This is a genomic window from Sphingomonas olei (assembly GCF_045369765.1).
In the GTDB taxonomy this organism is placed as follows: Bacteria; Pseudomonadota; Alphaproteobacteria; order Sphingomonadales; family Sphingomonadaceae; genus Sphingomonas; species Sphingomonas panaciterrae.
The window spans coordinates 338,269-361,777 of record NZ_JBIQEU010000001.1; the positions used below are offsets into that span (position 1 = coordinate 338,269).

General features: G+C 68.7%; 25 protein-coding genes and 1 tRNA gene. 9 read left to right on the forward strand and 17 right to left on the reverse strand.

Annotated elements, in window-relative coordinates:
• Positions 1 to 11: 11 nt before the first annotated feature.
• Positions 12 to 461, reverse strand: a complete 450-nt coding sequence (locus ACH0BU_RS01735) for a DUF2721 domain-containing protein (protein ID WP_186314001.1) — start codon at positions 459 to 461, stop codon at positions 12 to 14.
• Positions 462 to 541: 80 nt separating this feature from the next.
• Here ACH0BU_RS01735 and ACH0BU_RS01740 point away from each other — a divergent pair, with 80 nt between their 5' ends.
• A complete protein-coding gene (locus ACH0BU_RS01740; RefSeq protein WP_500263614.1) occupies positions 542 to 1,621 on the forward strand; it encodes a GNAT family N-acetyltransferase in 1,080 nt (359 codons plus the stop codon).
• Here the strand turns inward: ACH0BU_RS01740 and ACH0BU_RS01745 are convergent.
• The gene (locus ACH0BU_RS01745; RefSeq protein ID WP_296222803.1) at positions 1,596 to 2,303 is read right to left on the reverse strand and encodes a TetR/AcrR family transcriptional regulator; all 708 of its coding nucleotides are present in this window, start codon (positions 2,301 to 2,303) and stop codon (positions 1,596 to 1,598) included. The genes ACH0BU_RS01740 and ACH0BU_RS01745 overlap by 26 nt on opposite strands.
• Before the next feature lie 132 nt (positions 2,304 to 2,435).
• Between ACH0BU_RS01745 and ACH0BU_RS01750 the strand changes: the two genes are divergently transcribed.
• Positions 2,436 to 3,503, forward strand: a complete 1,068-nt coding sequence (locus tag ACH0BU_RS01750) for a phosphotransferase family protein (protein ID WP_500263615.1) — start codon at positions 2,436 to 2,438, stop codon at positions 3,501 to 3,503.
• Positions 3,504 to 3,507: 4 nt separating this feature from the next.
• Here the strand turns inward: ACH0BU_RS01750 and ACH0BU_RS01755 are convergent, their stop codons facing one another.
• Complete coding sequence (locus tag ACH0BU_RS01755) at positions 3,508 to 4,668, reverse strand: serine hydrolase domain-containing protein (RefSeq protein ID WP_500263616.1); 1,161 nt, start codon at positions 4,666 to 4,668, stop codon at positions 3,508 to 3,510.
• A 121-nt stretch (positions 4,669 to 4,789) separates the two neighbouring features.
• Here ACH0BU_RS01755 and ACH0BU_RS01760 point away from each other — a divergent pair, with 121 nt between their 5' ends.
• From ACH0BU_RS01760 to nusG, 5 genes are all read left to right on the forward strand, one after another.
• A complete protein-coding gene (locus ACH0BU_RS01760; RefSeq protein ID WP_500263617.1) occupies positions 4,790 to 5,701 on the forward strand; it encodes a glutathione S-transferase family protein in 912 nt (303 codons plus the stop codon).
• Between the two features lie 127 nt (positions 5,702 to 5,828).
• A complete protein-coding gene (locus ACH0BU_RS01765) occupies positions 5,829 to 8,144 on the forward strand; it encodes a putative bifunctional diguanylate cyclase/phosphodiesterase (RefSeq protein ID WP_500263618.1) in 2,316 nt (771 codons plus the stop codon).
• A 37-nt stretch (positions 8,145 to 8,181) separates the two neighbouring features.
• Positions 8,182 to 8,258 (forward strand) — tRNA-Trp (locus ACH0BU_RS01770).
• Between the two features lie 253 nt (positions 8,259 to 8,511).
• Positions 8,512 to 8,709 carry a preprotein translocase subunit SecE gene (secE, locus tag ACH0BU_RS01775; RefSeq protein ID WP_046407863.1) on the forward strand — a complete coding sequence of 66 codons (198 nt, stop codon included), beginning with the start codon at positions 8,512 to 8,514 and terminating at the stop codon, positions 8,707 to 8,709.
• A gap of 21 nt (positions 8,710 to 8,730) precedes the next feature.
• Positions 8,731 to 9,267, forward strand: coding sequence for a transcription termination/antitermination protein NusG (gene nusG / locus ACH0BU_RS01780; protein ID WP_046407860.1), 537 nt, complete (start codon positions 8,731 to 8,733; stop codon positions 9,265 to 9,267).
• Positions 9,268 to 9,355: 88 nt separating this feature from the next.
• Here the strand turns inward: nusG and ACH0BU_RS01785 are convergent, their stop codons facing one another.
• Both ACH0BU_RS01785 and glpX read right to left on the reverse strand, forming a co-directional pair.
• The gene (locus ACH0BU_RS01785; RefSeq protein ID WP_500263619.1) at positions 9,356 to 10,123 is read right to left on the reverse strand and encodes a CPBP family intramembrane glutamic endopeptidase; all 768 of its coding nucleotides are present in this window, start codon (positions 10,121 to 10,123) and stop codon (positions 9,356 to 9,358) included.
• Positions 10,124 to 10,164: 41 nt separating this feature from the next.
• A complete protein-coding gene (gene glpX, locus ACH0BU_RS01790; protein WP_046407859.1) occupies positions 10,165 to 11,136 on the reverse strand; it encodes a class II fructose-bisphosphatase in 972 nt (323 codons plus the stop codon).
• A gap of 107 nt (positions 11,137 to 11,243) precedes the next feature.
• Here glpX and ACH0BU_RS01795 point away from each other — a divergent pair, with 107 nt between their 5' ends.
• Both ACH0BU_RS01795 and ACH0BU_RS01800 read left to right on the forward strand, forming a co-directional pair.
• Positions 11,244 to 11,822 (forward strand): hypothetical protein, encoded by a 579-nt coding sequence (locus ACH0BU_RS01795; RefSeq protein ID WP_500263620.1) that lies wholly within the window; start codon positions 11,244 to 11,246, stop codon positions 11,820 to 11,822.
• A gap of 75 nt (positions 11,823 to 11,897) precedes the next feature.
• Positions 11,898 to 12,524 (forward strand): trimeric intracellular cation channel family protein, encoded by a 627-nt coding sequence (locus ACH0BU_RS01800; RefSeq protein WP_046407856.1) that lies wholly within the window; start codon positions 11,898 to 11,900, stop codon positions 12,522 to 12,524.
• Between the two features lie 3 nt (positions 12,525 to 12,527).
• Here the strand turns inward: ACH0BU_RS01800 and ACH0BU_RS01805 are convergent, their stop codons facing one another.
• The 12 genes from ACH0BU_RS01805 to ACH0BU_RS01860 form a co-directional block, all read right to left on the reverse strand.
• On the reverse strand, positions 12,528 to 13,124 hold the full coding sequence (locus ACH0BU_RS01805; RefSeq protein WP_500263621.1) for a GNAT family N-acetyltransferase: 597 nt from the start codon (positions 13,122 to 13,124) through the stop codon (positions 12,528 to 12,530).
• On the reverse strand, positions 13,121 to 13,567 hold the full coding sequence (locus ACH0BU_RS01810) for a hypothetical protein (protein ID WP_500263622.1): 447 nt from the start codon (positions 13,565 to 13,567) through the stop codon (positions 13,121 to 13,123). The genes ACH0BU_RS01805 and ACH0BU_RS01810 overlap by 4 nt, the downstream gene beginning before the upstream one ends.
• On the reverse strand, positions 13,564 to 15,438 hold the full coding sequence (gene sppA, locus ACH0BU_RS01815; RefSeq protein WP_500263623.1) for a signal peptide peptidase SppA: 1,875 nt from the start codon (positions 15,436 to 15,438) through the stop codon (positions 13,564 to 13,566). The genes ACH0BU_RS01810 and sppA overlap by 4 nt, the downstream gene beginning before the upstream one ends.
• Before the next feature lie 139 nt (positions 15,439 to 15,577).
• Positions 15,578 to 16,708 carry a BaiN/RdsA family NAD(P)/FAD-dependent oxidoreductase gene (locus tag ACH0BU_RS01820; protein ID WP_500263683.1) on the reverse strand — a complete coding sequence of 377 codons (1,131 nt, stop codon included), beginning with the start codon at positions 16,706 to 16,708 and terminating at the stop codon, positions 15,578 to 15,580.
• Positions 16,709 to 16,768: 60 nt separating this feature from the next.
• Positions 16,769 to 16,948: a hypothetical protein gene (locus ACH0BU_RS01825; RefSeq protein WP_046407892.1), complete on the reverse strand. Its 180-nt coding sequence runs from the start codon at positions 16,946 to 16,948 to the stop codon at positions 16,769 to 16,771.
• 59 nt (positions 16,949 to 17,007) lie between these two features.
• A complete protein-coding gene (locus tag ACH0BU_RS01830) occupies positions 17,008 to 18,534 on the reverse strand; it encodes a peptide chain release factor 3 (RefSeq protein ID WP_046407851.1) in 1,527 nt (508 codons plus the stop codon).
• 120 nt (positions 18,535 to 18,654) lie between these two features.
• On the reverse strand, positions 18,655 to 20,052 hold the full coding sequence (gene thrC / locus ACH0BU_RS01835; RefSeq protein WP_500263624.1) for a threonine synthase: 1,398 nt from the start codon (positions 20,050 to 20,052) through the stop codon (positions 18,655 to 18,657).
• A 99-nt stretch (positions 20,053 to 20,151) separates the two neighbouring features.
• Positions 20,152 to 20,760 (reverse strand): SURF1 family cytochrome oxidase biogenesis protein, encoded by a 609-nt coding sequence (locus ACH0BU_RS01840; RefSeq protein WP_500263625.1) that lies wholly within the window; start codon positions 20,758 to 20,760, stop codon positions 20,152 to 20,154.
• A 146-nt stretch (positions 20,761 to 20,906) separates the two neighbouring features.
• Positions 20,907 to 21,827: a cytochrome c oxidase subunit 3 gene (locus ACH0BU_RS01845; RefSeq protein ID WP_500263626.1), complete on the reverse strand. Its 921-nt coding sequence runs from the start codon at positions 21,825 to 21,827 to the stop codon at positions 20,907 to 20,909.
• Positions 21,828 to 21,867: 40 nt separating this feature from the next.
• Positions 21,868 to 22,413: a cytochrome c oxidase assembly protein gene (locus tag ACH0BU_RS01850; RefSeq protein WP_046407844.1), complete on the reverse strand. Its 546-nt coding sequence runs from the start codon at positions 22,411 to 22,413 to the stop codon at positions 21,868 to 21,870.
• Positions 22,413 to 22,547 (reverse strand): cytochrome c oxidase system small membrane protein, encoded by a 135-nt coding sequence (locus ACH0BU_RS01855; protein WP_269430559.1) that lies wholly within the window; start codon positions 22,545 to 22,547, stop codon positions 22,413 to 22,415. The genes ACH0BU_RS01850 and ACH0BU_RS01855 overlap by 1 nt, the downstream gene beginning before the upstream one ends.
• Positions 22,544 to 23,443 carry a heme o synthase gene (locus ACH0BU_RS01860; protein WP_500263627.1) on the reverse strand — a complete coding sequence of 300 codons (900 nt, stop codon included), beginning with the start codon at positions 23,441 to 23,443 and terminating at the stop codon, positions 22,544 to 22,546. The genes ACH0BU_RS01855 and ACH0BU_RS01860 overlap by 4 nt, the downstream gene beginning before the upstream one ends.
• Between the last annotated feature and the right edge of the window lie 66 nt (positions 23,444 to 23,509).

Below are 23,509 nucleotides of genomic sequence, written 5' to 3' on the forward strand. Positions count from 1 at the left end.
CCGGTGGCTCCTCAGCGCAGCAATTCGTCAGGCACCCGGATCGCGCGGATGGACATGTGAACTTCGACCATGAACAGAACGAGGCTGGCGATCAGAAGGACCATCGCCAGGATGAAACAGACCGCGAGATACTGGCCGATGTGAAGCCCCGCCAGCACCGCGACGAACAGCAGCGCGACGACCAGGCAGGTCATCACCGCGGAGGATACCGCCAGGAACAGCGCATGGTTGATGTTGTTCATCCGCCGCGCCAGCAGCCGCAATTCCATGACATGGCGGTCATGCTCCGGCCCGGTCGTGCGCGGATGCAGCGCCTGCAGGCTGCGCGACCGATCCACCACCCGCGACAGTCGGCCCGCCAGCACGTTCAGCAAGGCGCCGATGCCGGCCAGCATGAACACCGGGCTCACCGACAATTGGATGGTCTGCGCGATGGTGAGGACTTCGGGCGAATAGGGCATCGTCATGGAGTCTGGCCTGTTCGGGGCGGCGCAACAAGCAGCAATGGCGTGGTAACCTGGATCAGGATAGGCAGCGAAGCATGACCAGCCATGCCGCGCGTGCCCGAATCAACCGTGCGCCGGGGCCGTGGCATGTCCGTCTGGCAGAGGGCCTGCCCTCGGCAATCGATCACGTCGCCGCCGCCGCGCCTGCCAGCCATGGCTTTCTGCGCCGCGCCTGGTTCGCCGCCGCGATGCAGACCTATGGCGGCTCGGTACGGACCATGATCGTTGAGGCGGGCGACACGCCCGTCATCGCGCTGCCGCTGCGCACCGTCGGCCCAAAGCTGGCGCGCCTTGCCGCCGTGCCGGGCAGCTTCTGGCCGTTCCGCAGCGTTCCGGTGGCTGAGGGCACCCCGCCCGCCGCTTTCGACACGCTGCTGTCCGCCCTCGCGCGCACCGTCCGCGTGCTGCGTATTGGGCCGGTCTATGATGGCGACCCCGCCGCCACGCCGCTGATCGATGCGGCGCGCGCCAGTGGCTGGCGCGTGATCGACCGCACCATCGCCACCAGCTTCCTGCTCGACATGGCCGCCGCGCGGGCGGAGGGGGTCTGGCCGCGCAATTCAACGCTGCGCAAGAACCGCTTCCACGAAAAGCATCTCGCCGAACACGGCTCGCTCGGCTGGTCGTTCCTGACCGGCGCGGACTGGCCCGCCGCCTTCGACGATCTCGCCGCGATCGAATGGTCCAGCTGGATCGCCGCCCGCACCGACGGCCGCGACGCGAAATTCACCCGCGCGGGCCACGGCGCCTTCTGGCGTGCCGCCGCAACCGATCCGGTGCTGGCGGGCATGTTCCGCGCCGCGCTGCTGACGGTTGACGGCCGGCCCGCCGCCTTTTCCTTCGATCTGGACGCCGGCGACCTGAAATATGCCGTCGCCAACAGCTATGATCCGACGTTCGGCAAACATTCGCCGGGCAAGCTGCTTTATTACCGCAACCTCGTCGACGCGCTCGACCGTGGCATCACGCGGGTCGATTGGGGCGCGGGCGACAGCGGCTACAAGCGGACGATCGGCGCCGCGCCCGGCCCCACCATCCGGGATTATCTGCTGGTCCGCCCGGGCGCGTCCGCCGCGCTCGCGCCGCTGATCAGGCTGGCGTGGCGGAAACGCTAGCAGCGGCGGGGCGCGACACATCCCCCGATGCGGGCGGCCCGATCAGGATCGCCTCCACCGCATCGATCATCCCCTCCAGCGCGACCGGCTCGCCCCAATAGGGATGGTCAGGCCCGGCGCCCGCATCACGCGCCGCCTCGCGCCCCGCCAGCAAGGTGCGCAGCGACAGGCCCGCGAACAGCAGCCGCTGGTTGACCAGCGCATGCGGCAGATGCGCCAGCAGCCGGTGGAAATGCGCCAGGCAGCGGACATAGCCTTCGGAATGTTCGCCGCCCGCCCATTCGTCGAACATCTGCCGACGCTCGGTCTGCATGCTGGTCATGAAGCGGAAATAGGTCTCGCCCTCCCCCGTCTCGCCCTGCAGCTCGGCATTGGGCACGACCAGCGCACGCACCACGTCGCGCAAGGACATCTCGCCCTTCGCCTCCGCCTCGTCCAGCATGGTCATGCGCGATGCGTCGATCAGGTCCGCGCCCTCGACCACCAGCTCGCGCAGCAGGTCGTCCTTGCTGCCGAAATAATAATGCACCGCCGCCGCGTTGCGCTGCCCCGCGGCTTCCACGATCTCGCGCATGCCCACCGCCGCGATGCCGCGTTCGGCGAACAAGCGGCGCGCGGCGCGCTTCAGCTCGTTGCGGGTGGAGCCGCCACGGCCGGCGGAGGGGGGACGCACCATGTTCATGCGGCGGGACCATCGGCCATGCGCGCCCGCGGTTCAAGTCACATGGCTTAGATTGACGCATCCCGGCCCCGCCGCCATGCTAAGGCGACCGACTTAGAAGCGGCGACCTGACAACGGCGGAGCGGGAGAGAGATGGCGGCATTGGCGCATGATCGTGAGGCATGGGCGGAACTCATCGATCTCGACGTGCTCGCGCGCTGGATGGATCGCCAGGGGCTCGGCGACGGGCCGATCACCGGGGCGCAGACGCTGGGCGGCGGCACGCAGAACATCCTGCTGCGCTTCGACCGCGCCGGCCGCACCTATGTCCTGCGCCGCCCGCCGCGCCGCCCGCGTCCCGAAAGTGATGAGGTGATGCGCCGCGAGATGAAGGTGCTCGCCGCGCTCGCCGGATCGGACGTGCCCCACCCCGGCTTCATCGCCGGCGAAGGCGATCCGGCCGTGCTGGGCACCGCTTTCTACCTGATGGAGCCGATCGACGGCTTCAACGCCACCGTCGGCCTGCCCCCGCTTCACGCCGAAAGCGCCGATGTGCGCCGGCAGATGGGCGAGGCGATCGTCGACGGCGCGGTGGCGCTGTCGCGGGTCGACCCGCATGAGGCGGGGCTGGACGATCTGGGGAAGCTCGACGGCTGGCTCGAACGGCAGGTGCCGCGCTGGCGCGCGCAACTGGATGGCTATGCCAAGTTCGACGGCTGGACCGGGCTCGACGCGCTGCCCGATGTCGATGCGATCTGCGCCTGGCTGGAGGCGAACCGCCCGACGACAATGCGCCCCGGGCTGATCCACGGCGATTATCACCTCTCCAACGTCATGTACCGGCCGGATTCGCCCGTGCTCGCCGCGATCGTCGACTGGGAACTCGCCAGCCGCGGCGATCCGTTGCTCGATCTCGGCTGGCTGACGGCGACGTGGCGCGACCCCGATGAGGCCAATCCGCGGCTGTCGGTCACGCCGTGGGACGGCTTCCCCACGCTGGCCGAGATCGCCGACCGCTATCTCGCCGCTACCGGCCGCACTGCGGCGGAGGCACGCTGGTACACCGTCCTCGCCCCGTTCAAGCTCGGCGCGATTCTGGAGGGAAGCCACGCCCGCGCCTGTGCCGGCCTGACGCCAAAGCCGATCGGCGACGCGCTCCACGCGCACACCATCTCGCTGTTCGACCGCGCGTTGCGCCGCATCGACAAGCCTTTGCTCTAGGCCCTCACTCGCCCCGCGCCAGCCGCTCCTCGGTCAGCGTCAGCGCCGATCGCGCGCCCGGCTCAGGCGTCACATTGGTCGCGAAATAGGCGATTCCGGTGCCGGCCGCGCGATCGACCCACAGGCCCGACCGCAGGCCATAGGCCTCGCCCGCATGGCCGATCCGTGGCCGCTTGTCGCCCACCGGATCATCACGGCAGGCCGGCAGCGGCGTCGCGGTAAAGCTGACCGCCAGGCCATAGCGGCAGTTGAAGCCGCCCGCGCGCACCCCGCTCTCCGCCTCCTCATTCTGCACGCCATTGCTGCCGTCGAACGTCCATTCGGGCGTCGTCAGCACCCGCATCGACGCCGGCGACAACAATCGCACGCCATCCACCGCCCCGTCGCTCAGCAGCAGCCGCCCGATCTTGGCCAGCCCGCGCATCGAGATGCGAAGCCCCCCCTGCGGCGAGAACAGCGCGCCATTGCGCCCCGCCTGCCAGGTCGTGAGGTCGCAGCTGCCGTCCTTGGCGGGCGTCACCGGACAGCCGGCAACGAACGCCTGTTCGTCGCGCACCGGCTGGCCCTCATCGTACAGCACCACTGCGCGCGCCTTCGCCTCGGCGCTGCACCCGGCCCAGTTGAAACAGGCGTCGAGCTTCAGCGGCGCCAGCACCAGCCGCTCCATCAGCCGGTCGAACCGCTCACCCCTCGCCCGCTCCATTACGCTCGCCACCACGGGGAAATTGAGGTTGGTGTAGCGAAAGAACCGCCCCGGCGGGTTGGCGTCATCCCACGCCTTCGGCTCCGCCACCGCGCCCTCAATGCCCTCGCCCAGCGCGATCAGATAGCCGCCCTGATCGGTCAGGCCCGAACGGTGCGAGAGCAGCAGGCGCAAGGTGATCGGCACGTCGGGATAGCGCGGGTGGCGCAGCCGCCAGCCAAGCCGCTCGGACACATCGGCATCAAGGTCGAGCACCCCTTGCTCCACCAGCCGCATCACCCCGATCGCCACCACCAGCTTGGAGATGGAGGCGATCCGCACCGGATCGTCCCCCGTCACCGCCCGGCCGCTCGCCGCGTCTGCCAACCCGCGGCTGTCGACCGTCGTCACGCCGTCGCGATCGAACGCCACCCGGACGGTCGCCATCGGCGCACTCGCAGCAGCCAGCATCATCAGCAGCATCACCATTCCCCCTCACCCCCTCGATCGCTCGCCGGAAAGAAAACGATCGACTTAATTGTGCACAACGGTAATCCTCCCGCTCATGCTGCCGCCGACGAGCAGCAACCGGAAGAGGACCGCCATGACCATCCTGCTGCACCAGTATGACAGCTCGCCCTTTTCCGAAAAGGTGCGTGTGTGCCTCGGCATCAAGCAACTCGCCTGGGCCGCGGTCGACCAGCCGGTGATCATGCCCAAGCCCGATCTGCTGGCGCTCACCGGCGCCTATCGCCGGATCCCGGTGATGCAGATCGGCGCCGACATCTATTGCGACAGCGTGCTGATCGTGCGCGAGCTGGAACGCCGCTTCCCGAGCCCCTCGCTCTTCCCCACCGGCAGCACCGGGCTCGATCAGGCGTTGGCGCAATGGACCGACCGGTCGTTCTTCCAGGCGGCGGTCGGCGTCATCTTCGGCGGCCTGGGTGACAAGGTCGATCCCGCCTTCCGCGCCGATCGCGAGAAATTGAGCGGCGCGCCCTTCAACCCGCAGGCGATGGCCGCCGCCGTCCCCTATATGGCCGCGCAGCTGCGCAGCCACGCCGCGCTGGTCAGCGATCAACTCGCCGATGGCCGCGCCTTCCTCACCGGCGACCGACCCGGCCTCGCCGATGCCAACGCCTTCTACAATCTGTGGTTCGTGCGCTCCTTCCACGCCCCGGCGGCGGACGCCTTCCTCGACCTGCCGGGCCTCGCCGCCTGGTATGACCGGGTGGTGGCGATCGGCCATGGTGATCGCAGCGCGGCCACGCGGGAGGATGCGATCGCGGCCGCGCGCGACGCCACGCCCGCCCCCGCCAGCGTCGATCCCGCCGATCAGGCGCTCGCCGGCCGCACCGTCACCGTCGCCGCCACCGATTACGGCCGCGATCCGGTCGCGGGCCGACTCGTCGGATCATCGCCGCACCATTGGTCGATCGCGCGTGATGACGACCGCGCGGGACCGGTGGTCGTTCACCTGCCCCGGCTCGGCTTCGCGCTAACACCCGCCCACTGATTGTTGCGCCATTTCCCCGGTACACAGCGGAAAGGATGCGCGCATCACGGCGATGGAAACGATAAATAAACCCTGATCGTGTCATCCGGGTGTCGTGAAACTGCCGTTCAGCCCTGGTCCGGTCCCCGTGCCTTTATGGCAGCTGCTGGGTATCCGGAATGGTGACGACCCGGAATTGTGGGGGCGGTTGCGCGCGACTCAGCTGTTTGTCGGCCGCCGACTCGCGCTGTTCCTGCTCGCCGCCAACCTGTCGGGCGCGGTTGCCGTCTCGATTCTGTTCAACGGGCGCGTACCGCATTGGTGGCTCGCGACCTGGTTCGTCGGGCTGGTCGCGGTATCGACCCTCATCACCCTTCGCCGCCTCAACACACGGCATCTGGCGGAGGGGCAGGCCTCGCTGCAGGAGATGCGGGACACCGCGCTCGAAGGGCTCGCGCTCGCCGCGATCTGGAGCTTCCCGCCGCTCGTCTTCGCCGCCACCGCCCCGGCGGCGACCTTCGACCTGTGGATGATCCTGTCGGTGCTGATGACCGCGGCTGCCTTCGCCATGGCGCCGCTGGTTCTTGCCGCGCTCAGCTTCATCGGCGGCGTCGCGGCCTCTGCGATCCTCCTGCTGCTGCTCCAGCAAGCGATCATCCCGGCGCTCGCGACCTTGATCTTCGCCGCGCTGCTGGTCGCCGCCTGCATCACGCGCGCCCGGTTCCATGTCATGCTGCGCGCGATCGAGCTGAACCTCTCCGACAGCAATGAAACCGTCAGCCTGCTGCTCGGCGAGTTCGAGGATTCGCGCGCCGACTGGCTGTGGGAAACCGATGCGCAGCGCCGGCTCTGCCGCGTCAGCACTCGGGTTGCCAGTGCGCTCGGCTACACCCCCGATCAGCTGGAGGGCATGTCGCTGCTCCAGGCGCTGGCCGGCCCCAGCTGGGACACCGGCGATTTCAGCCCCGGGCTCCGCCTGCTCGCCGACAAGCTGAAACGGCGCGAGCCGTTCCGCGACCTCGTGCTGCCGGTGATCGTCGGCGGCAAGCAGCATTGGTGGGAAATCACCGCCAGCCCGCGCCACGACGAAAGCGGCCGTTTCGTCGGCTTCCGCGGCGTCGGCTCGGACGTCACCGAACAGCGCACGTCGGCCGACAAGATCAACCGGCTGGCCCGCTTCGACGCGCTCACCGGCCTTCCCAACCGGCTCTACGTCAACGAGGCGCTGGCGCGCGCGCTGGCGGAGGCGGAACGCTGGGGCAGCCGCGCCGCGTTCATGATGATCGACCTTGATCGCTTCAAGGCGGTGAACGACACGCTCGGCCATCCGATCGGCGATCGCCTGCTGGGCCGCGTTGCCGAGCGGCTCGGCCAGCTCATCACCGAAAACGAGCTGATCGGCCGGCTCGGCGGCGACGAATTCGCCGTCGTCGTCAACGATGCGACCGATCCGGCGCGGGTCGAATCGCTCGCCCGCACGATCATCGACACGCTGTCGCAACCCTATGAGGTCGATCAGCACACGCTCCACATCGGCGCCTCGGTCGGCGTCGCCACCTCGCCGCGTGACGGCCGCACCGCGGAAACGCTGATCCGCTCGGCCGATCTTGCGCTCTATCGCTCGAAGGACGCCGGCGGCGGCGTCTTCCACGCCTATGAGCCGCAGCTTCATGTCGATGCGGAGGAGCGGCGCGTGCTCGAAATGGCGCTGCGCAAGGCGCTCGACCGCGGCGAGCTGCAGCTCGACTACCAGCCCGTCGTCGATGCGACGAGCGAGCGTCTGTCCGGCTTCGAGGCGCTGCTGCGCTGGCACAATCCCGAATTCGGCACGATCTCGCCGGCGAAATTCATCCCGCTGGCGGAGGAGACCCGGCTGATCGGGCCGATCGGCGAATGGGTCGTGCGCACCGCCTGCGAGGAGGCGACCCGCTGGCCCGATGACGTGCGCGTCGCGATCAACGTCTCGCCCGAACAGCTGCACAATCCCAATTTCGTCGCGGTCGTCGCCCGCACGCTCGCCAGCACGAAGCTTGCGCCGCACCGGCTGGAACTGGAGGTCACCGAAAGCGTGTTCATGCGCGAGGGGACCGGCGCGGTGAAGGTGCTGGACCGCATCCTCGAATTGGGCGTCCGGCTCAGCCTCGACGATTTCGGCACCGGCTATTCATCGCTAGGCTATCTGTCGCGCACGCGCTTTTCCTCGATCAAGATCGACCGCAGCTTCGTGACCGCCGCGGCAAAGGGCGTGCCGGAGGCGCTGGCGATTATCCGCGCGGTCGTAGCGCTCGCCGGCAGCCTCGGCATGGCGACGACGGCGGAGGGGGTGGAAACCTCCGACGAACTGACGCTCGTACGCGCGCTCGGCGTCTCCAAGATCCAGGGTTTCTACTTCGGCCGCCCGCTGCCGGTGAGCGAGGCGCGCGCCCTGGCCGGCCGGACGGGCCCCGCGTTTCGTGCCGCTTGAACCTTTGCGCCAGGGCCGCTAAGGGCCGTGTCGCTGCAGGGGTGTAGCTCAGCTGGTTAGAGCGTCGGTCTCCAAAACCGAAGGCCCTCGGTTCGAATCCGAGCTCCCCTGCCAAGCATCCGGTGCGGCCAGGCCGCACGATCCGACGGACATATCCGGCGCCACGATCTCCCGCGCGCCCTGCCGCCCCTCACGACCCGTCCCTTTTGCGCGGCATGCCGTGCGCCCTTGCTCTTGACGGCGCGCATCGCTATTTCGCTGGACGCATCCGACAGCGCGGACGGCTTTTACCACCGTTTCCCCCCGGGGACGCGGTAGAAGGCACATGCCCCGCTCGCGGTATCGAACGATTAAAAGGCTAACGCACGTGGCGAAGACGTCCCCGATCGAGTTCATCAACCAGGTTCGTGCCGAGACCAGGAAGGTCGTGTGGCCGAGCCGGCGCGAAACGATCATGACCGGCGTCATGGTGATGATCATGACGACCATCCTGGCGCTCTTCTTCCTTGGCGTCGACACGGTCTTCAACGCGATCGTCAACGCCCTGCTCAGCCTGGCCAAGTAAGAAAAAGGACGCGCCCGCAACATGCCACGCTGGTACATTATCCACGCTTATTCGGGCTTCGAGGGCAAGGTTCGCGACGCGATCATGGCCGAGGCCAGCCGCATGGGCCTCGAACAGCTGGTCGAGCGGATCGAAGTGCCCACCGAGACGGTGCAGGAGGCGCGTCGCGGCAAGAAGGTCCAGGTCGAGCGCAAGTTCATGCCGGGCTACGTGCTCGCCAAGCTCGAGATGACCGACCAGGTCTATCACCTCGTCAAGAACACGCCCAAGGTCACCGGCTTCCTCGGTTCGTCCGGCAAGCCACAGGCGGTGAGCGAGGCGGAAGCCGCGCGCATGCTCAACAGCAAGGAAGAGGCGGCCGCCGCGCCGAAGACCAAGATCAAGGTCGATTTCGAGATCGGCGATTCGGTCAAGGTGCTCGACGGCCCGTTCGCGAGCTTCAACGGCACCGTCGAGGAGCTCGATTTCGACAAGGCGAAGGTCAAGGTGTCGGTGTCGATCTTCGGCCGCGCCACCCCGGTCGAACTCGACTTCGAACAGGTCGAACGCAGCAAGTAATCGCACGGCTTCGCTCTCCTTCCCGCCATCCGGCCGGGAGGGAGAGCGCCGTCATGCAGCGGCGATCATTGCCTTGCCGCCACCGCCGTCATCGGCCGCGGCCAAAGCGCCGCTCCAGCCACGGCCGGACGATCAGCGCATTCACGTCGACCACCGCGTGCAGCAGCATCGCGGCCCATAACAGCCCGGTCGACAGATACAGCCACCCCAGCCCCGCGCCGACGAGGCCAACCGCGATCATCCCGCCGCGCCCCTGGTAGCGATGCGCCAGCGTGAACAGCGCCCAGCCCAGGACGCAGCCGATCGCCGCGCTCCCCGTCACGATCGCCGCCAGCAGCGGCACCGTCAGGCGGAAGAACAATTCCTCCGCCACCCCAGCGCTTGCCGCCAGCAGCAGCGCCGCGCCCGTCTCCCGGGGTGATCGCGCGATCGCGGGCGAGCGGTAGGTCGGCCCTATCACCCGCCACCGCCGCCACAGCGACACCGCGACCAGCCCGGCGCCCAGCAGGAAGCCGCCACCGATCGACAGCGCCGTCTCGCGCAGTGCCACGCCATCAAGGGGAAGGATGCCAAAGGCGCCGTGCAGCTCGGGCGGCAGCACCGCTACCGCCTCGATCCGCCCGATCAGCGCCAGCGCCACCAGCGAGGTCGCGCCATACATGCCGGCGATCCCCGCCGCCCAGCCAAGCGAGGCGCGCGGCCGCGAGGGGGAAGCGCCGCGCACCGCGTCGGCGATCCGCGCGGCGATGCTGCGCCGGCTGCGCAGCGCATGGGCGATCAGCGCGATCGCCCCGATCAGCAGCGCCAGGGCCGGCAGCATCCCCGCCGACATGCCCGCCGACGTCCCCGCCAGCATCAGCGCGGCCGGTTCACCGCGGCCCGGTCACGCCCGCCGCATCAGCGGTTCAGGCGGTGCTCGCCGCGTACCCAGCGCACCGTGCCCGACGAGGCGCGCATGACGACACTCTCGGTGGTCATGATCTTGCCCTTGCGCTTCACGCCTTCCAGCAGCGACCCGTCGGTCACGCCGGTCGCGGCAAAGATGCAGTCGCCCTTGGCCAGCTCGGTCAGGTCATATTGCTTGTCGAGGTCGGTGATGCCCCATTTGCGCGCACGGGCCCGCTCGTCCTCGTTGCGGAACAAGAGCCGGCCCTTGAACTGGCCACCGACGCAGCGCAGCGCCGCGCAGGCCAGCACGCCTTCCGGCGCCCCGCCCGACCCCATGTACATGTCGATCGTCGTGTCGGGATCGGTCGTCGCGATCACGCCCGCGACGTCGCCATCGCCGATCAGCACCACGCCGCATCCGATCGAGCGCAGCTCGGCGATCATCTTCTCGTGGCGCGGGCGATCCAGCACGCACACGATGATCTCGTTGGGCTCGACGCCCTTCGCCGCGGCCACTGCCTTGACGTTCTCGGTCGGCGACTTGTCGAGGTCGATGACGCCCTCGGGCAGCCCCGGGCCGACCGCCAGCTTTTCCATGTACACGTCGGGCGCGTTCAGCAGGCAGCCTTCCTCGCCGATCGCCAGCACGGCCAGGCTGTTGGGGCCAGCCTTGGCGCAGATGGTGGTGCCTTCCAGCGGATCGAGCGCGATGTCGATCTTCGGCCCGGTGCCCTGCGCCGCGCCGACCTTCTCGCCGATGTACAGCATCGGCGCCTCGTCGCGCTCGCCCTCGCCGATCACGACGGTGCCGTCGATGTCGAGGGTGTTGAGCGCCTCGCGCATCTTCTCGACCGCGGCTGCGTCGGCCGCCTTTTCGTCGCCGCGCCCGATCAGGGTGGAGGCGCCGATCGCCGCCGCTTCCGTCACGCGAACCATTTCAAGCACCAGAACGCGATCAAGCACCTTGCTGGGTGTCGGCATTCAATCCCCCAAAGAAAATCGTTGTTTCGCCGATGCGATAGGCATCAACCGCGACCGTGTCGAGACGCCGCTTGCCCGCCCGCCGTCGCCGAGCGACAAGTGGCCGCATGGCGAAGCTGAAGGTCTATCGCACCCCCGCTGGCTTTCACGACGCCTATGTCGCGGCGACCAGCCAGAAGGCGGCGCTCGCGGCATGGGGCAGTGATGCCAATCTCTTCGCGCGTGGCATCGCGGAGGAAGTGACCGATCCCGCGCTGATGGTCGCCCCGCTCGATCGTCCGGGCGAGGTGATCCGCGTCGCCCGCACCATGGGCGACGCCGACGAGCCCCCACCCCGCCGATCGACGCGCGCCCCGTCGAAAGCGAGCGCGCTGGAAACTCCCGCCGCAAGGGCCAAGGGCCGGCCGCAGCCCAGGGCAGCACCCAAGCCCAAGCCCAAGCCCAAGCCCAAGCCGGAGCCGAAACCAAAGCGCACGAAACTCGACCAGGCCGAAGCCGCCCTCGCCGCGGCCGAGGCGCGTCACAAGGCCGAACGCGAGGCGCTGCGCCGCGAGGAACAGGCGCTCGCCGCCAAACGCCGCGCGCTCGACAAGGCGCAGACCGCCGAGCGCACCCGGCTCGATCGCCGCCGCATCGACGCGCGGGAGGCGTATGAGGCCGCGCTCGACCAATGGCGCGAGCCATGATGACCAATGATGCCGGGCCGCCCGCGACGTCGCCCCTCACCCCCACCCCCGCCCCCTGCTAGCACCGGCGCGATCATGGAAAGCGACACGATCCTTCCCGCCTTCGCCGCCTGGTTCGACCTTGCGGGGCTCGCCGTCTTCGCCGCCTCGGGTGCGCTGGCCGCGGCGCGACGCGCGCAGACGCTGGTGACGTTGCTCTTCTTTGCCCTCATCACCGGCGTCGGCGGGGGCACGATGCGCGATCTCCTGATCGGCGCGCCGGTGTTCTGGATCGTCGACAGCCGCGCCTCGACCGTGTGCCTTGGTGTCGGCCTGCTGATCTGGGTCACGCCCGAACGCTGGTGGCGCGGCCAGGCGCTCGACTGGTTCGATGCCGTCGGGCTCGCCGCCTATGCCGTCTACGGCGCGGCCAAGGCGATCGGCTATGGCGTGCCGCCGGTTCCGGCCTTTGTGATGGGAGTGGTCACCGGCTGCGTCGGCGGCATCATCCGCGATGTGCTGGCCAACGAACCCTCGATCCTGATGCGGCCGGAGCTCTATGTGACGGCTGCCGCGCTCGCCGCGGCGCTCTACGTCGGGCTGACGTATGTCGCGCTCCCCGGCTGGGCAGCGGCGATGATCGCCGCCTCTGCCGGCTTCGCGCTGCGCGCCGCGGCGATCCACTGGCAGATCCACCTTCCCGCCTATCGCGGCCGGCGCTGATCCTCAGTTGCCGACCGGCGCGGCCCCGCCGCCCCCCGGCAACCGCACCCCCACCTCGGTGAACGGCAATATGTCGGCGGCAGGCGCATCGCGCTCGCCCAGCGCGCATTGCCACAGGCCGACGTCGATCCAGCGGCCATATTTGTGGCCCACCGCCTCCAGCACGCCGACGGGGCGAAATCCGACCGCCTCGTGCAACCTCACCGATCGTTCGTTGGGCAGCGTGATGACCCCCATCGCCTGGGTGAAATGCTGCACGCGCAGCGTCTCCAGCAGCGCCTGGTACAGCCGCCGACCGATGCCGCGCCCGCGCGCCTCGGGCGACAGGTAGATCGACGTTTCCACCACATGGCGATAGGCCGCACGCTCGCGGAACCGGCCGGCATAGGCATAGCCGGCGACCGTCTCGCGCGCCGGCCCGGCCACAGTCGCCACCAGCCAGGGATACAGCCCGTCCGTGCCCGTCATGCGCAGCGCCATCTGCGCTTCGTCGGGCGCCTGGGTCTCGAACGACACGACGTCACTGGTGACGAAGGGGGCGTAGATGGCGGCGACCGCAGCGGCGTCTCCCGGCCGTGCCGCGCGGATCGCCAGCGTCACCGCTGGACCGCGACCGTCAGCGCGCTGATCCGCCCACCCTCCAGGATGCCGCGCAGCCGCGCCCGCCGCGGTGCGGCACCGGCCACGCCTTGCGTGCCATAGATGCTGAGCTCGCCCGTGCCGTCACTGCGGCAGCGGACGTCCAGCGATTGCGCATCGGCCAGCCGCGCCGCCATACGCCGCACCTCCGCCAGCACGCCGGCATCGACCGGCTTGCCGCCCACCGTCAGCCGGTCAAGCATCACCGGATTGCCCGTCGCGGGCGCGGCGGTCAGCTGCAACTCATAGGTCACGGTACCGCAGGTGAACCGTCCCGACAGGCTGCGCGGCGACGCCGCCTGCACCGTCACCGCCGCTGCCGGGTCCGGTGCCCCGCCGGCGGGCGCCGCCGCCTGCACCAGCAACAGCGCCGCACCGAGCATGGTTACAGGGCCAACGATCACAGACCCAGCCGCGCCAGCAGCAGGTCCATCAGCCGTGCATCGCTCGCCGTCGCCTGCTGCGGTCCCAGCCCGCCGCACTCCAGGCAGCGCGCCTGCACGCCGCCGCCCGCGGCCATCCGCCGCAGGTCGCCTGCCGCCTGCGCCATCGCCTGGCGCTGGACCCAGCCGATCCGCGCAAAGGCGTCGGCCGGCGCTGCGCCGCTGTCCTCCTCGCGGCTGCCGATCTGCTGCACGATCTGGCTCGCCCAGGTCGGCTTCTTCTCCAGGTAATTGGGCTTGGCCGTGTCGGGGTCCAGCTTCGCGCGGCGCGCCGCTTCCTTGATCGCGTCGTTCAGCGATCCGAAGCGATCGACCAGCCCGATCTGCCGCGCCGTGCCGCCATCCCACACGCGGCCCTGCGCGATCTCGTCGACCCGCGCGACCGGCAGCTTGCGCGATTGCGACACCAGCCGCACGAACTCGCGATAGCCATGCTCGATCGTCGATTGCAGCACCATGTCGGTCTGCTCGTTCAACCCACCCAGAAGGTCCGGCTGCCCTGCCAGCGGCGTCAGCTTCACGCCATCGGTGGTGATGCCGATCTTGGCCAGCGTTTGCTCGAACGTCGGGACGAGGCCGAAAATGCCGATCGATCCGGTGATCGTCTGCGGCTCGGCAAAGATCACGTCGGCCGGGGTCGATACCCAATAGCCGCCCGACGCGGCCAGCCCGCCCATCGAAACGACGATCGGCAGCCCCTGCCGCTTGGCCTGCAGCACCGCGGCGCGGATCTGCTCGGACGCCATCACCGACCCGCCCGGCGAATCGACCCGAAGGACCAGCGCCTTCAGCTTGTTCTGCGCCAGCCCGTCGAGGATGTACTTGGAAATCGTCTCGCCGCCGGCGGTGCCCGGCGCGGCCTTGCCATCGACGATCTCGCCCGCCACCGTCACGACGCCGATCTCGCCGCCATTGGGCGCCGGATTGGCGCTGACATAGGCGGCATATTTGATCTGGTTGAACCACCCGGCGGGCTTGCCGCTCTCGGTACCCGCCAGCTCGGCGACGCGGCGGCCGAACGCCAGGCGATCGCCGATCTTGTCGACCATGCCGGTTGCCAGCGCCACCTTGCTGATGTCGCCCTGCGCCGACTGGGCGAGCTCGGCCGGCTGCTCCAGCCAGCGGGCAATCTGCGCCTTGGGCCGTGCGCGTGCGACGCCGTCCTTCCACTGGTCGAGCAGCGATCCGTACAGCGCCTCCGACGCCGCGCGCGATTCCGCGCTCTCGTCGGTACGGGTATAGGGCTCGACCGCCGACTTGAACTTGCCGACGCGGAACACGTGGACGTCAACGCCCAGCTTGTCGATCAGCCCCTTGTAGTACAGCCGGCTGCCGCCCGGACCGGACAGCGCGACCCCGCCCAGCGGCGCGGTCCAGATCTCGCTCGCCGCCGCCGCCAGGCGATAGCCGCCATCGGTATAAGCGGTGGCAAATGCCAGCACCGGCTTCCCCGCCTGCCGCGCGCGCAGCAGCGCATCGGCAACCTCGGCCAGCGTCGCGGGATAGCCGCCACCGAACCGGTCGAGGTCAAGGACGATCGCCTTGACCTGCGCGTCGTCCTTCGCCGCGTCGATCGCGCGCACCACGTCGCGCAGCCGATATTGCTGTCCGATCTGCTGCCCCGACACCAATGCCAGCGGGTCCACTTCCTGGGGCTGCTCGACGATCGGGCCGTTCAGCGCCAGCACCAGCGCACCGTCCTTGATCGACGGCGCGCTCGGCCGCGAATTCAGCGCCGCGAACAGCAGCGCAAAGAACAGCAGCATCGCGACGAGCACGAGCGCGTCCTTGATGCCGACCAGCAATTTCCACGCGCCGCGAACCAGCTTCATCATGTTTTCCCGGGATAATCGTCGATCGATCTAGCCCATGGTGTATGGCATCAGCAATACGCGCCCTCACTTAGCGCGCGCGCCGCGCGTCCCGGCCCGGAACGTCTCCGGTCACAGCATCAGGGTCACGGCATCAGGGTCAAAGCGCCTGCGCCGCCGCCCAGCCGCTCGCCCAGGCCCATTGGAAATTATACCCGCCCAGCCATCCGGTGACGTCCACCGCCTCGCCGATCACATACAGTCCCGGCACCTTGCGCGATTCCAGCGTCTGCGACGAAAGGTCCGCGGTCGATACCCCACCGACGGTCACTTCCGCCTTGGCGAACCCCTCGCTGCCATTCGGCACGAAACGCCACGCCGCCAGCGCCTGCTCCGCCGCCGCCAGCTTCGCGTCGGACAAATTGGCCAGTTCCCCGCGCAGCCCCAGCATCTCCGCCAACGCATCCGCCAGCCGCTGCGGCAGCGCCCCGGCGAGCAGCTTGCCGACACCGGCGCGCGGCGTCGCCCGCTTTGCCTCGCGCAGCCAGCCCTCTCCGCGATCGGGGACGAGGTCGACGATGATGGGGTCGCCATGCCGCCAATAGGAGGACACCTGAAGGATCGCCGGCCCCGACAGGCCCCGATGCGTGAACAGCATCGCCTCACGGAACGCTGCCTTCCCCGCCCGCGCCACGACCGGGGTCGCGACACCCGCCAGCGCGCGGAACGGATCGTCCCCGCCCAGCGTCAGCGGCACCAGCGCCGGGCGCGGCTCCACCACCTTCATCCCGAACTGCCGCGCCAGGTCATAGGCAAAGCCGGTCGCGCCCATCTTGGGGATCGACGGCCCACCGGTCGCCACCACAAGCGCGCGCGCCTGCACCGGAACGTCGCGTCCCCCGCCGATCGCCACGCGAAACCCGTCAGCCCCATGCTCGACCCCGCCGACCGGCCGGCCGAGCGCGAAATCGACCCCGCCCCTGGCGCATTCCTCCAGCAGCATCGCCACGATCTGCCGCGCGGATCCGTCGCAGAACAATTGCCCGAGCGTCTTTTCGTGCCAGGCGATGCCGTACCGCTCGACCAGCGCCAGGAAGTCGGCCGGCGTGTAGCGCGCCAGCGCCGATCGCGCGAAATGCGAGTTGGCCGACAGGAAGCGGTCCGGCGCGGTACCGATGTTGGTGAAATTGCACCGCCCGCCGCCGGAGATCAGGATCTTCTTCCCGGCCTTTTCGGCATGGTCGATCACCAGCACGCGCCGCCCGCGCTGCCCGGCAGCCGCGGCGCACATCAGCCCCGCCGCGCCGGCCCCCAGCACGATGGCGTCATAATCCTGCGCGGTCACGTCCGGTCAGTGCAGCTTGGCGATCGACAATCCGTCGCGCTTCGCCTGCTCCTTCACCGATTCCTCGCTGCGGGTCAGCGCCTTGGCGATCGCCTTCAGCGCCATGCCCTTCTTGGCCAGCGTGTGCAGCTTCTGGATCTCGTCCGGCTTCCACGGCTGGCGATGTCGTTCAAAGCGTTCGGCCATGGCCATATCCTACTCTATCCAGCGCCCACCGTCATCCCGCGCGGGATGAGCGGCGCATGTCACCGCTCGCGAGTCGCCGCGAAGGTGACCTTGGAATAACGATCGGCGATATAGCCGACTTCCCACGCGCTCTTCGCCAGGAACACCGGATTGCCGTCGCGATCCTTGGCCAGCGCGCCGCGGTTCAGATCGGTGAATTCCTTCAGCGCGGCGGGATCGTCGGAGGATATCCAACGCGCGGTGTCGAACGGCGACGGCTCCAGATTGGCCGCGACCTTATATTCCGCCTCCAGCCGCGACAGCAGCACTTCCAGCTGAAGCTGCCCGACCACGCCGATGATCCAGTTCGATCCGATCTCGGGATAGAAAACCTGGATCACGCCCTCTTCGCTGAGGTCATCTAGCGCCTTGCGCAACTGCTTGGTCTTGGTCGGATCCTTCAGCGCCACGCGGCGCAGGATTTCCGGCGCGAAGTTCGGCAAACCCGTGATCCGCACCCCCGGCTTCTCGCTCAGCGTATCGCCGACGCGCAACGTGCCGTGGTTGGGAATACCGATGATGTCGCCCGGAAACGCCTCGTCGGCGATTTCGCGATCCTGGGCGAAGAACAGGATCGGCGAATGGACCGCGATCGGCTTGCCATGCCCCGTCGGAGTCAGCTTCATGCCCCGCTTGAACGTGCCCGAGCACAATCGCATGAACGCGATCCGGTCGCGGTGCTGCGGGTCCATGTTGGCCTGCACCTTGAAGACGAAGCCGGTGACGTCCTTCTCGTCGGGCTGCACCGGCGCCGGCTCGGCCGGCTGCGGGCGCGGCGGCGGCGCGTATTCGGCCAGCGCGGCGATCAGCTCGGCCGGGCCGAAATCCTTCAGCGCCGACCCGAAATAGACCGGCGTCAGGTCGCCGGCGCGATACGCCTCGGGGTCGAACGCGGCATAGCCCGCCTGCGCCAGCTCGATCTCCTCGGCGATCTCCGGCGGCAGCTCGGGCGCATCCTCGACCCGCCCCTGGAACGTGCGGCTGTCGCCATCGGGGCGGCTGATGCGATTGGTCTTCAGGTCAAGCACGCCCTGGAACGTGCCGCCCATGCCGACCGGCCAGCTCATCGGGCACACGTCCAGCGCCAGCATGTCGGCAATCTCGTCGAGCAGCTCGAACACCGGCCGCCCCTCGCGGTCGACCTTGTTGACGAAGGTGATGATCGGCACGTTCCTGAGGCGGCAGACCTCGAACAGCTTGCGCGTCTGCGCCTCGATGCCGCGCGCAGCGTCGATCACCATCACTGCCGAATCGACCGCGGTCAGCGTGCGGTACGTGTCCTCGCTGAAATCCTCGTGGCCCGGCGTGTCGAGCAGGTTGAAGAACACCCCGTCCTTCTCGAACGTCATGACGGAGGACGTGACGGAGATGCCGCGCTGCTGCTCGATCTTCATCCAGTCCGATCGCGCGCGCCGGTTCTGCCCCCGCGCCTTCACTTCGCCGGCCAGGTGGATCGCGCCGCCGACATACAGCAGCTTTTCGGTCAGCGTCGTCTTGCCGGCGTCAGGGTGCGAGATGATCGCGAAGGTGCGGCGGGGGGATGGCATCAATGAATCCTGCGAACGTAAGGGCGCGCTTCGACTTTGCGGTTCGGGCAGACCCCGCGTGGCACGCAGCCGATCGGAGCGTGGCTGGCACGCCCCTTCAACATGCGAACGGCAGAAGGGTCAGGAACGCGGAGTCGCGCGCTCGGCTATATAGGCACTCACCGCGTCAAAGGTAGCGTCGAGCGTCACGAACGCTTCCTCGCGCTCGAACAGGTCGCCGACGCGCGCCGGCAATGCGGGGCTGAGGCCCGTCGCCCGCTCCACCGCCTCGGGGAATTTGGCCGGGTGCGCGGTCGCCAGCGTCACCGTCGGGCAATCGAACGCGGCGCTGCGCGCGGCCGACAGCGCGATCGCGGTATGCGGGTCGATCAGCTCGCCGGCATGTTCATGCGCCCAGCGCATGGCCAGCGCCATACCGTCGGCATCGACGCTCGCGCTCGCCAGATGCGCCGCCGCGCCGCCATGCTGCGCATTGGTCAGCCGCATCGCCCTGGACGCCTCGAACCCCTGCATCTGCGCCGCCAGTGCCGCGCCGTCGCGATCGCCCAGGTCGAACAGCAGCCGCTCGAAATTGGATGACACCTGGATATCCATCGACGGCGTGGCGGTCGGCACCACCGTGGCGGAGGAATAATCCCCGGCGGACAGCGCGCGGTGAAGGATGTCGTTGACGTTGGTGGCGACGATCAGCCGCTCGATTGGCAGGCCCATGCGCGCCGCGATATAGCCGGCGAAGACATCGCCGAAATTGCCCGTCGGCACGCTGAACGCGATCGGCCGCCCCGGCGCGCCCAGCCGAACGGCGGCGTAGAAATAATAGACCACCTGCGCCATCAGCCGCGCCCAGTTGATCGAATTGACCGCGCTCAGCCGGAATCGCCCGGAAAAGGCGGGGTCGTTGAACATCGCCTTCACCAGCGCCTGCGCGGTGTCGAAATCGCCGCGGATCGCGATATTGTGGACGTTGGGCGCGCGCACCGTCGTCATCTGCCGGCGCTGCACGTCGCTCACGCGACCGTCGGGGTGGAGCATGAAGATGTCGATCTTCTCGCGCCCGGCAACGGCATCGATCGCCGCCGACCCGGTATCGCCGCTGGTCGCGCCGACGATCGTCAGCGGCGCGCCATCGTCATCCTTCAGGAACCGCTCGAACAACAGCCCCAGCAGCTGCAGCGCGACGTCCTTGAACGCCAGCGTCGGGCCGTGAAACAGCTCCAGCACCCATTGGTCGTGGTCCAGCTGGCGCAGCGGCGTGACCGCGGCGTGTGAAAAGCGGCCATAGGCCTGCTCGCACAGCGCGCGCAGCTCGTCCCGGCTCAGCGAATCCCCGATGAACGGCGCCATCACCGCCACCGCGGTATCGACATAGGACAGGCCGGCCAGCCCCGCGATCTCGTCGGCGCTCAGCGTCGGCCAGTGATCGGGCACGTACAGGCCGCCGTCCGACGCGAGCCCCGCCAGCGTCGCGCCGCGAAAGTCGAGCGTAGGGGCTGCCCCGCGAGTGCTGATGTACCGCATGGACGTGCGCGTTAGCCCGGCGACCGCCCCCTCGCAACCGCGCCCTCCTTGCCCGCCGCCTAGCTCAGCTTCGCACTGCGGGTCAGCGGCGCGCCCGGGTCAGGCGCGGCTCGCCAGCCGCCGGCGCAGCGCGACGAGGTAGATCAACGCGGCGACCGCGGCGAAGAAGAACCATTGCCCGGCATAGGCCAGGTGATTGTTGGGGACGAGGCCGATGTCCGGCCGGCTGTTGGCGGTCAGCCTCGCCGCGGGCTCGGCCGCGACCAGCAGCATCTCCTTCGGCGCAGCGCGGAACAGCGTGGCGATCAGCGGCGTCTGGTCGGGCGCATGGCTGATCCAGCCGCGCACCACGCCCCCGCCCCACTCGACCATCTTCGTCGGGTCGCGCGTCGTGCCCAGCTGTACCTTGATCGGCGCGCCCCCGCCCGGCGTCAGGCAGGTGGCGATCAGGCGATAGCCCGCATTGCCCGCCCCCGCGCGGGTGATCCCCGTCACCTGCGCGCATTCGGCGACGCTGGCGCGGAACAGCAGCGAATCGTCCGGGCTTCGCGGGAACGGCACCGCCGGCCGCGACGGGTTGGCGGCGAGCTGCGCCAGCTGCGCCTCCTTCTGCGGCAGGCGCACGCGCAACTGCCACAGGCCAAGGCCGATCATCGTGGCAACCGCCAGCGCGACGATGATGGTGGGAAGGATCGGCAGCCGCCTCATGCCGCCCGCCCTGCCCTGCCCCCGCCCCCGCTGGCAAGGTCGCATCGCATGGTGGGGCTGGTGGCCCCCCCCCCTAAACGCGAACGGGCGCGGCTCCGGTGGAGCCACGCCCGCTTGCTTGTCGATCCAGTGGATCGGGTCGTCGGTCAGCCGTGGACCGGTGCGCCCCAGCCGCCCCAGATGTAGATGGAGACGAACAGGAACAGCCACACCACGTCGACGAAGTGCCAGTACCAGGCGGCCGCTTCGAACCCGAAATGCGCCTTGGGCGTGAAGTCGCCCTTATAGGCGCGCATCAGGCAGACGATCAGGAAGATCGTGCCGACGATGACGTGGAAACCGTGGAAGCCGGTCGCCATGAAGAACGCCGCGCCATAGTTCAGTCCCTTGAACGGGAACGGCGCGTGCATGTACTCGTAGGCCTGGATCATGCTGAAGATCAGGCCGAGGACGACCGTGACCCACAGGCCCTTCAGCACGCCGTCGCGGTCGCCCACGCCAATCATGCCCCACAGGCCGCGCTTCTCACCGCCACGCTGGTTGTGGATCAGCGCATGGTGCGCCCAGGTGATGGTGGTGCCCGACAAAAGCAGGATCAGCGTGTTGAGCAGCGGCAGTTCGAAGGCGTTGATCACCTCCATGCCCTTGGGCGGCCACTGCGCGGCCAGTGCCGCACCCTCGGTCACGCGCTCCACCGCGCCGTCGACGAAGACGATCGCATCGGGGAACAGCGCAAAGTCGAAATAGGCCCAGAACCAGCCGACGAAGAACATCACCTCGGAGGCGATGAACAGGATCATGCCATAGCGGAAATGCAGCTGCACGACCGGCGTGTGATCGCCCGCGCGGCCTTCGCGGATGACGTTGCGCCACCAGCAGAACATCGAGAACAGCACGGCCGCCAGGCCGGCGAAGAACAGCCAGCCGCCGCCGTTCGGCTTGTCGACATGGCCTCCGTGCATCCACATGATGCCGCCAGCCGCCATCGCCAGCGCCGAGAAGGAGCTGATGATCGGCCAGGGATCGGGTGGGAGAATGTGGTAATCGTGGTTCTTGGCGCCGGCCATCGGGCTCTTCCCCTGTTGGTACCCTGTGTTTTGCGTTCGCTTAGCTGGACGGCTTGCCCGAATCTACCGGGTAAAACGTATAGCTGAGCGTGATGGTCTCGATATCCCGCGTATCGGGATCCTCAAGGATTTTCGGATCGACGAAATAGATGACGGGCATCCGCATCGTCTCGCCGGGCTTCAACGTCTGTTCGGTGAAGCAGAAACATTCGATCTTGGTGAAATATTGCCCCGCCTGCCCCGGCGTCACGTTGAACGTGGCGGTGCCGGTGGTCGGCACGGCGGCGCGGTTGGTCGCGGTGAAGAACGCCATGTTGCGCGCGCCGATCACCACCCGCTGGTTGGGCTGTTCGGGCGTGAAGCGCCACGGCAGCTTGCCGTTGGTGTTGGCGTCGAAGTCGATCTTCATCTCGCCAGCGACGGCGCCCGGCGCCTCCAGCCCGCGCTGGGTGGTGCCGTTGAACCCGGTCACCTGGCAGAACAGGCGGTACAGCGGCACGCTGGCGAAGGCGAGACCGGTCATGAACAGGAGGCCAAGCACGGCAAAGGCAGCGGTACGCCCCTTGCCCGAAATACGTGCCAACATCAGTGCGCGAGACCCTCTCTGATCTTCACGATGGAAATGGCGAACACCAGCACCACGAACGCGCCCAGCAACACCGCCATCACGACCGCACGGCTTTTCTGCCGGCGCCGGATCAGATCCCGATCATCAATCATGCAATCCACCGATCGGCGACAAGCGCGCCAAACACCACAAACAGGTACAATACGGAAAATTTGAACAGCGCCTTTTCGGGCAGCATCTTGTCGTCCGCGGCCGTGGTGCGCCGCGCGACGCGCCACGCCAGCACGCCGAACCACGCCGTCATCACGCTCGACACCACGCCATAGATCGCACCGGTCAGCCCCAGCGGCCACGGCGCCACCGCCACGATCGCCATCGGGATGGTGTAGAGGCCGATCTGGTGCCGCGTCACCTTCTCGCCCGCCACGACGGGCAGCATCGGCACGCCGGCATTGGCGTAGTCAGTCTTCACGAACAGCGCGAGCGCCCAGAAATGCGGCGGCGTCCACAGGAACACGAACATGAACAACAGCAGCGGCAGCAGCGCGACATCGCCCGTCGCCGCGGCCCAGCCGATCAGCGGCGGAAACGCGCCCGCCGCCCCGCCGATGACGATGTTCTGCGGCGTCCGGCGCTTCAGCCAGACGGTATAGATCAGGACATAGAACAGGATGGAGATGGTCAGGATCGCCGCCGCCGCGACGTTCAGCGCCAGCCCCATCAGGATGACCGAGAACGCGCCCAGCCCGACCCCGAAATGCAGCGCCGACTGGCGATCCATCCGCCCCGCGGGCAGCGGCCGGCCCATCGTGCGCTTCATCACCGCATCGATGTCCGCCTCATACCATTGGTTGAGCGCCCCCGCCGCGCCCGCGCCCAGCGCGATGCACAGGATCGCGGTGAAGCCGAGCACCGGGTGGATCGTCACTGGCGCCACCAGCATGCCGCACAGCCCGGTGAACACCACCAGGGTCAGCACGCGCGGCTTGGTCAGCGCGAGGAAGTCCCGCCAGTCGGCAGGCGGCAAAAGGGGGCTTGCTGGAGTCATGGAACTGGGGGCGGGCATAGTCTCTTGTCGCGCCTGGGGAAAGTGCGGATGCGCGCACGCGCCGGC

Bases quoted from the DNA above. Each gene is read 5' to 3' on its own strand.
- glpX (WP_046407859.1), bottom strand. From the start codon at position 11,136: ATGCCGACACCCAGCAAGGTGCTTGATCGCGTTCTGGTGCTTGAAATG.
- ACH0BU_RS01850 (WP_046407844.1), bottom strand. From the start codon at position 22,413: ATGTTGGCACGTATTTCGGGCAAGGGGCGTACCGCTGCCTTTGCCGTG.
- ACH0BU_RS01755 (WP_500263616.1), bottom strand. From the start codon at position 4,668: ATGCTGCTGATGATGCTGGCTGCTGCGAGTGCGCCGATGGCGACCGTC.
- ACH0BU_RS01795 (WP_500263620.1), top strand. From the start codon at position 11,244: ATGGCGAAGCTGAAGGTCTATCGCACCCCCGCTGGCTTTCACGACGCC.
- ACH0BU_RS01785 (WP_500263619.1), bottom strand. From the start codon at position 10,123: ATGCTGGCGGGGACGTCGGCGGGCATGTCGGCGGGGATGCTGCCGGCC.
- thrC (WP_500263624.1), bottom strand. From the start codon at position 20,052: ATGCGGTACATCAGCACTCGCGGGGCAGCCCCTACGCTCGACTTTCGC.
- ACH0BU_RS01800 (WP_046407856.1), top strand. From the start codon at position 11,898: ATGGAAAGCGACACGATCCTTCCCGCCTTCGCCGCCTGGTTCGACCTT.
- ACH0BU_RS01750 (WP_500263615.1), top strand. From the start codon at position 2,436: ATGGCGGCATTGGCGCATGATCGTGAGGCATGGGCGGAACTCATCGAT.
- ACH0BU_RS01830 (WP_046407851.1), bottom strand. From the start codon at position 18,534: ATGCCATCCCCCCGCCGCACCTTCGCGATCATCTCGCACCCTGACGCC.
- ACH0BU_RS01745 (WP_296222803.1), bottom strand. From the start codon at position 2,303: ATGAACATGGTGCGTCCCCCCTCCGCCGGCCGTGGCGGCTCCACCCGC.
- ACH0BU_RS01855 (WP_269430559.1), bottom strand. From the start codon at position 22,547: ATGATTGATGATCGGGATCTGATCCGGCGCCGGCAGAAAAGCCGTGCG.
- ACH0BU_RS01845 (WP_500263626.1), bottom strand. From the start codon at position 21,827: ATGGCCGGCGCCAAGAACCACGATTACCACATTCTCCCACCCGATCCC.
- nusG (WP_046407860.1), top strand. From the start codon at position 8,731: ATGCCACGCTGGTACATTATCCACGCTTATTCGGGCTTCGAGGGCAAG.
- ACH0BU_RS01825 (WP_046407892.1), bottom strand. From the start codon at position 16,948: ATGGCCGAACGCTTTGAACGACATCGCCAGCCGTGGAAGCCGGACGAG.
- ACH0BU_RS01760 (WP_500263617.1), top strand. From the start codon at position 4,790: ATGACCATCCTGCTGCACCAGTATGACAGCTCGCCCTTTTCCGAAAAG.
- ACH0BU_RS01840 (WP_500263625.1), bottom strand. From the start codon at position 20,760: ATGAGGCGGCTGCCGATCCTTCCCACCATCATCGTCGCGCTGGCGGTT.
- ACH0BU_RS01860 (WP_500263627.1), bottom strand. From the start codon at position 23,443: ATGACTCCAGCAAGCCCCCTTTTGCCGCCTGCCGACTGGCGGGACTTC.
- ACH0BU_RS01735 (WP_186314001.1), bottom strand. From the start codon at position 461: ATGCCCTATTCGCCCGAAGTCCTCACCATCGCGCAGACCATCCAATTG.
- sppA (WP_500263623.1), bottom strand. From the start codon at position 15,438: ATGAAGCTGGTTCGCGGCGCGTGGAAATTGCTGGTCGGCATCAAGGAC.
- ACH0BU_RS01820 (WP_500263683.1), bottom strand. From the start codon at position 16,708: ATGTGCGCCGCGGCTGCCGGGCAGCGCGGGCGGCGCGTGCTGGTGATC.
- ACH0BU_RS01740 (WP_500263614.1), top strand. From the start codon at position 542: ATGACCAGCCATGCCGCGCGTGCCCGAATCAACCGTGCGCCGGGGCCG.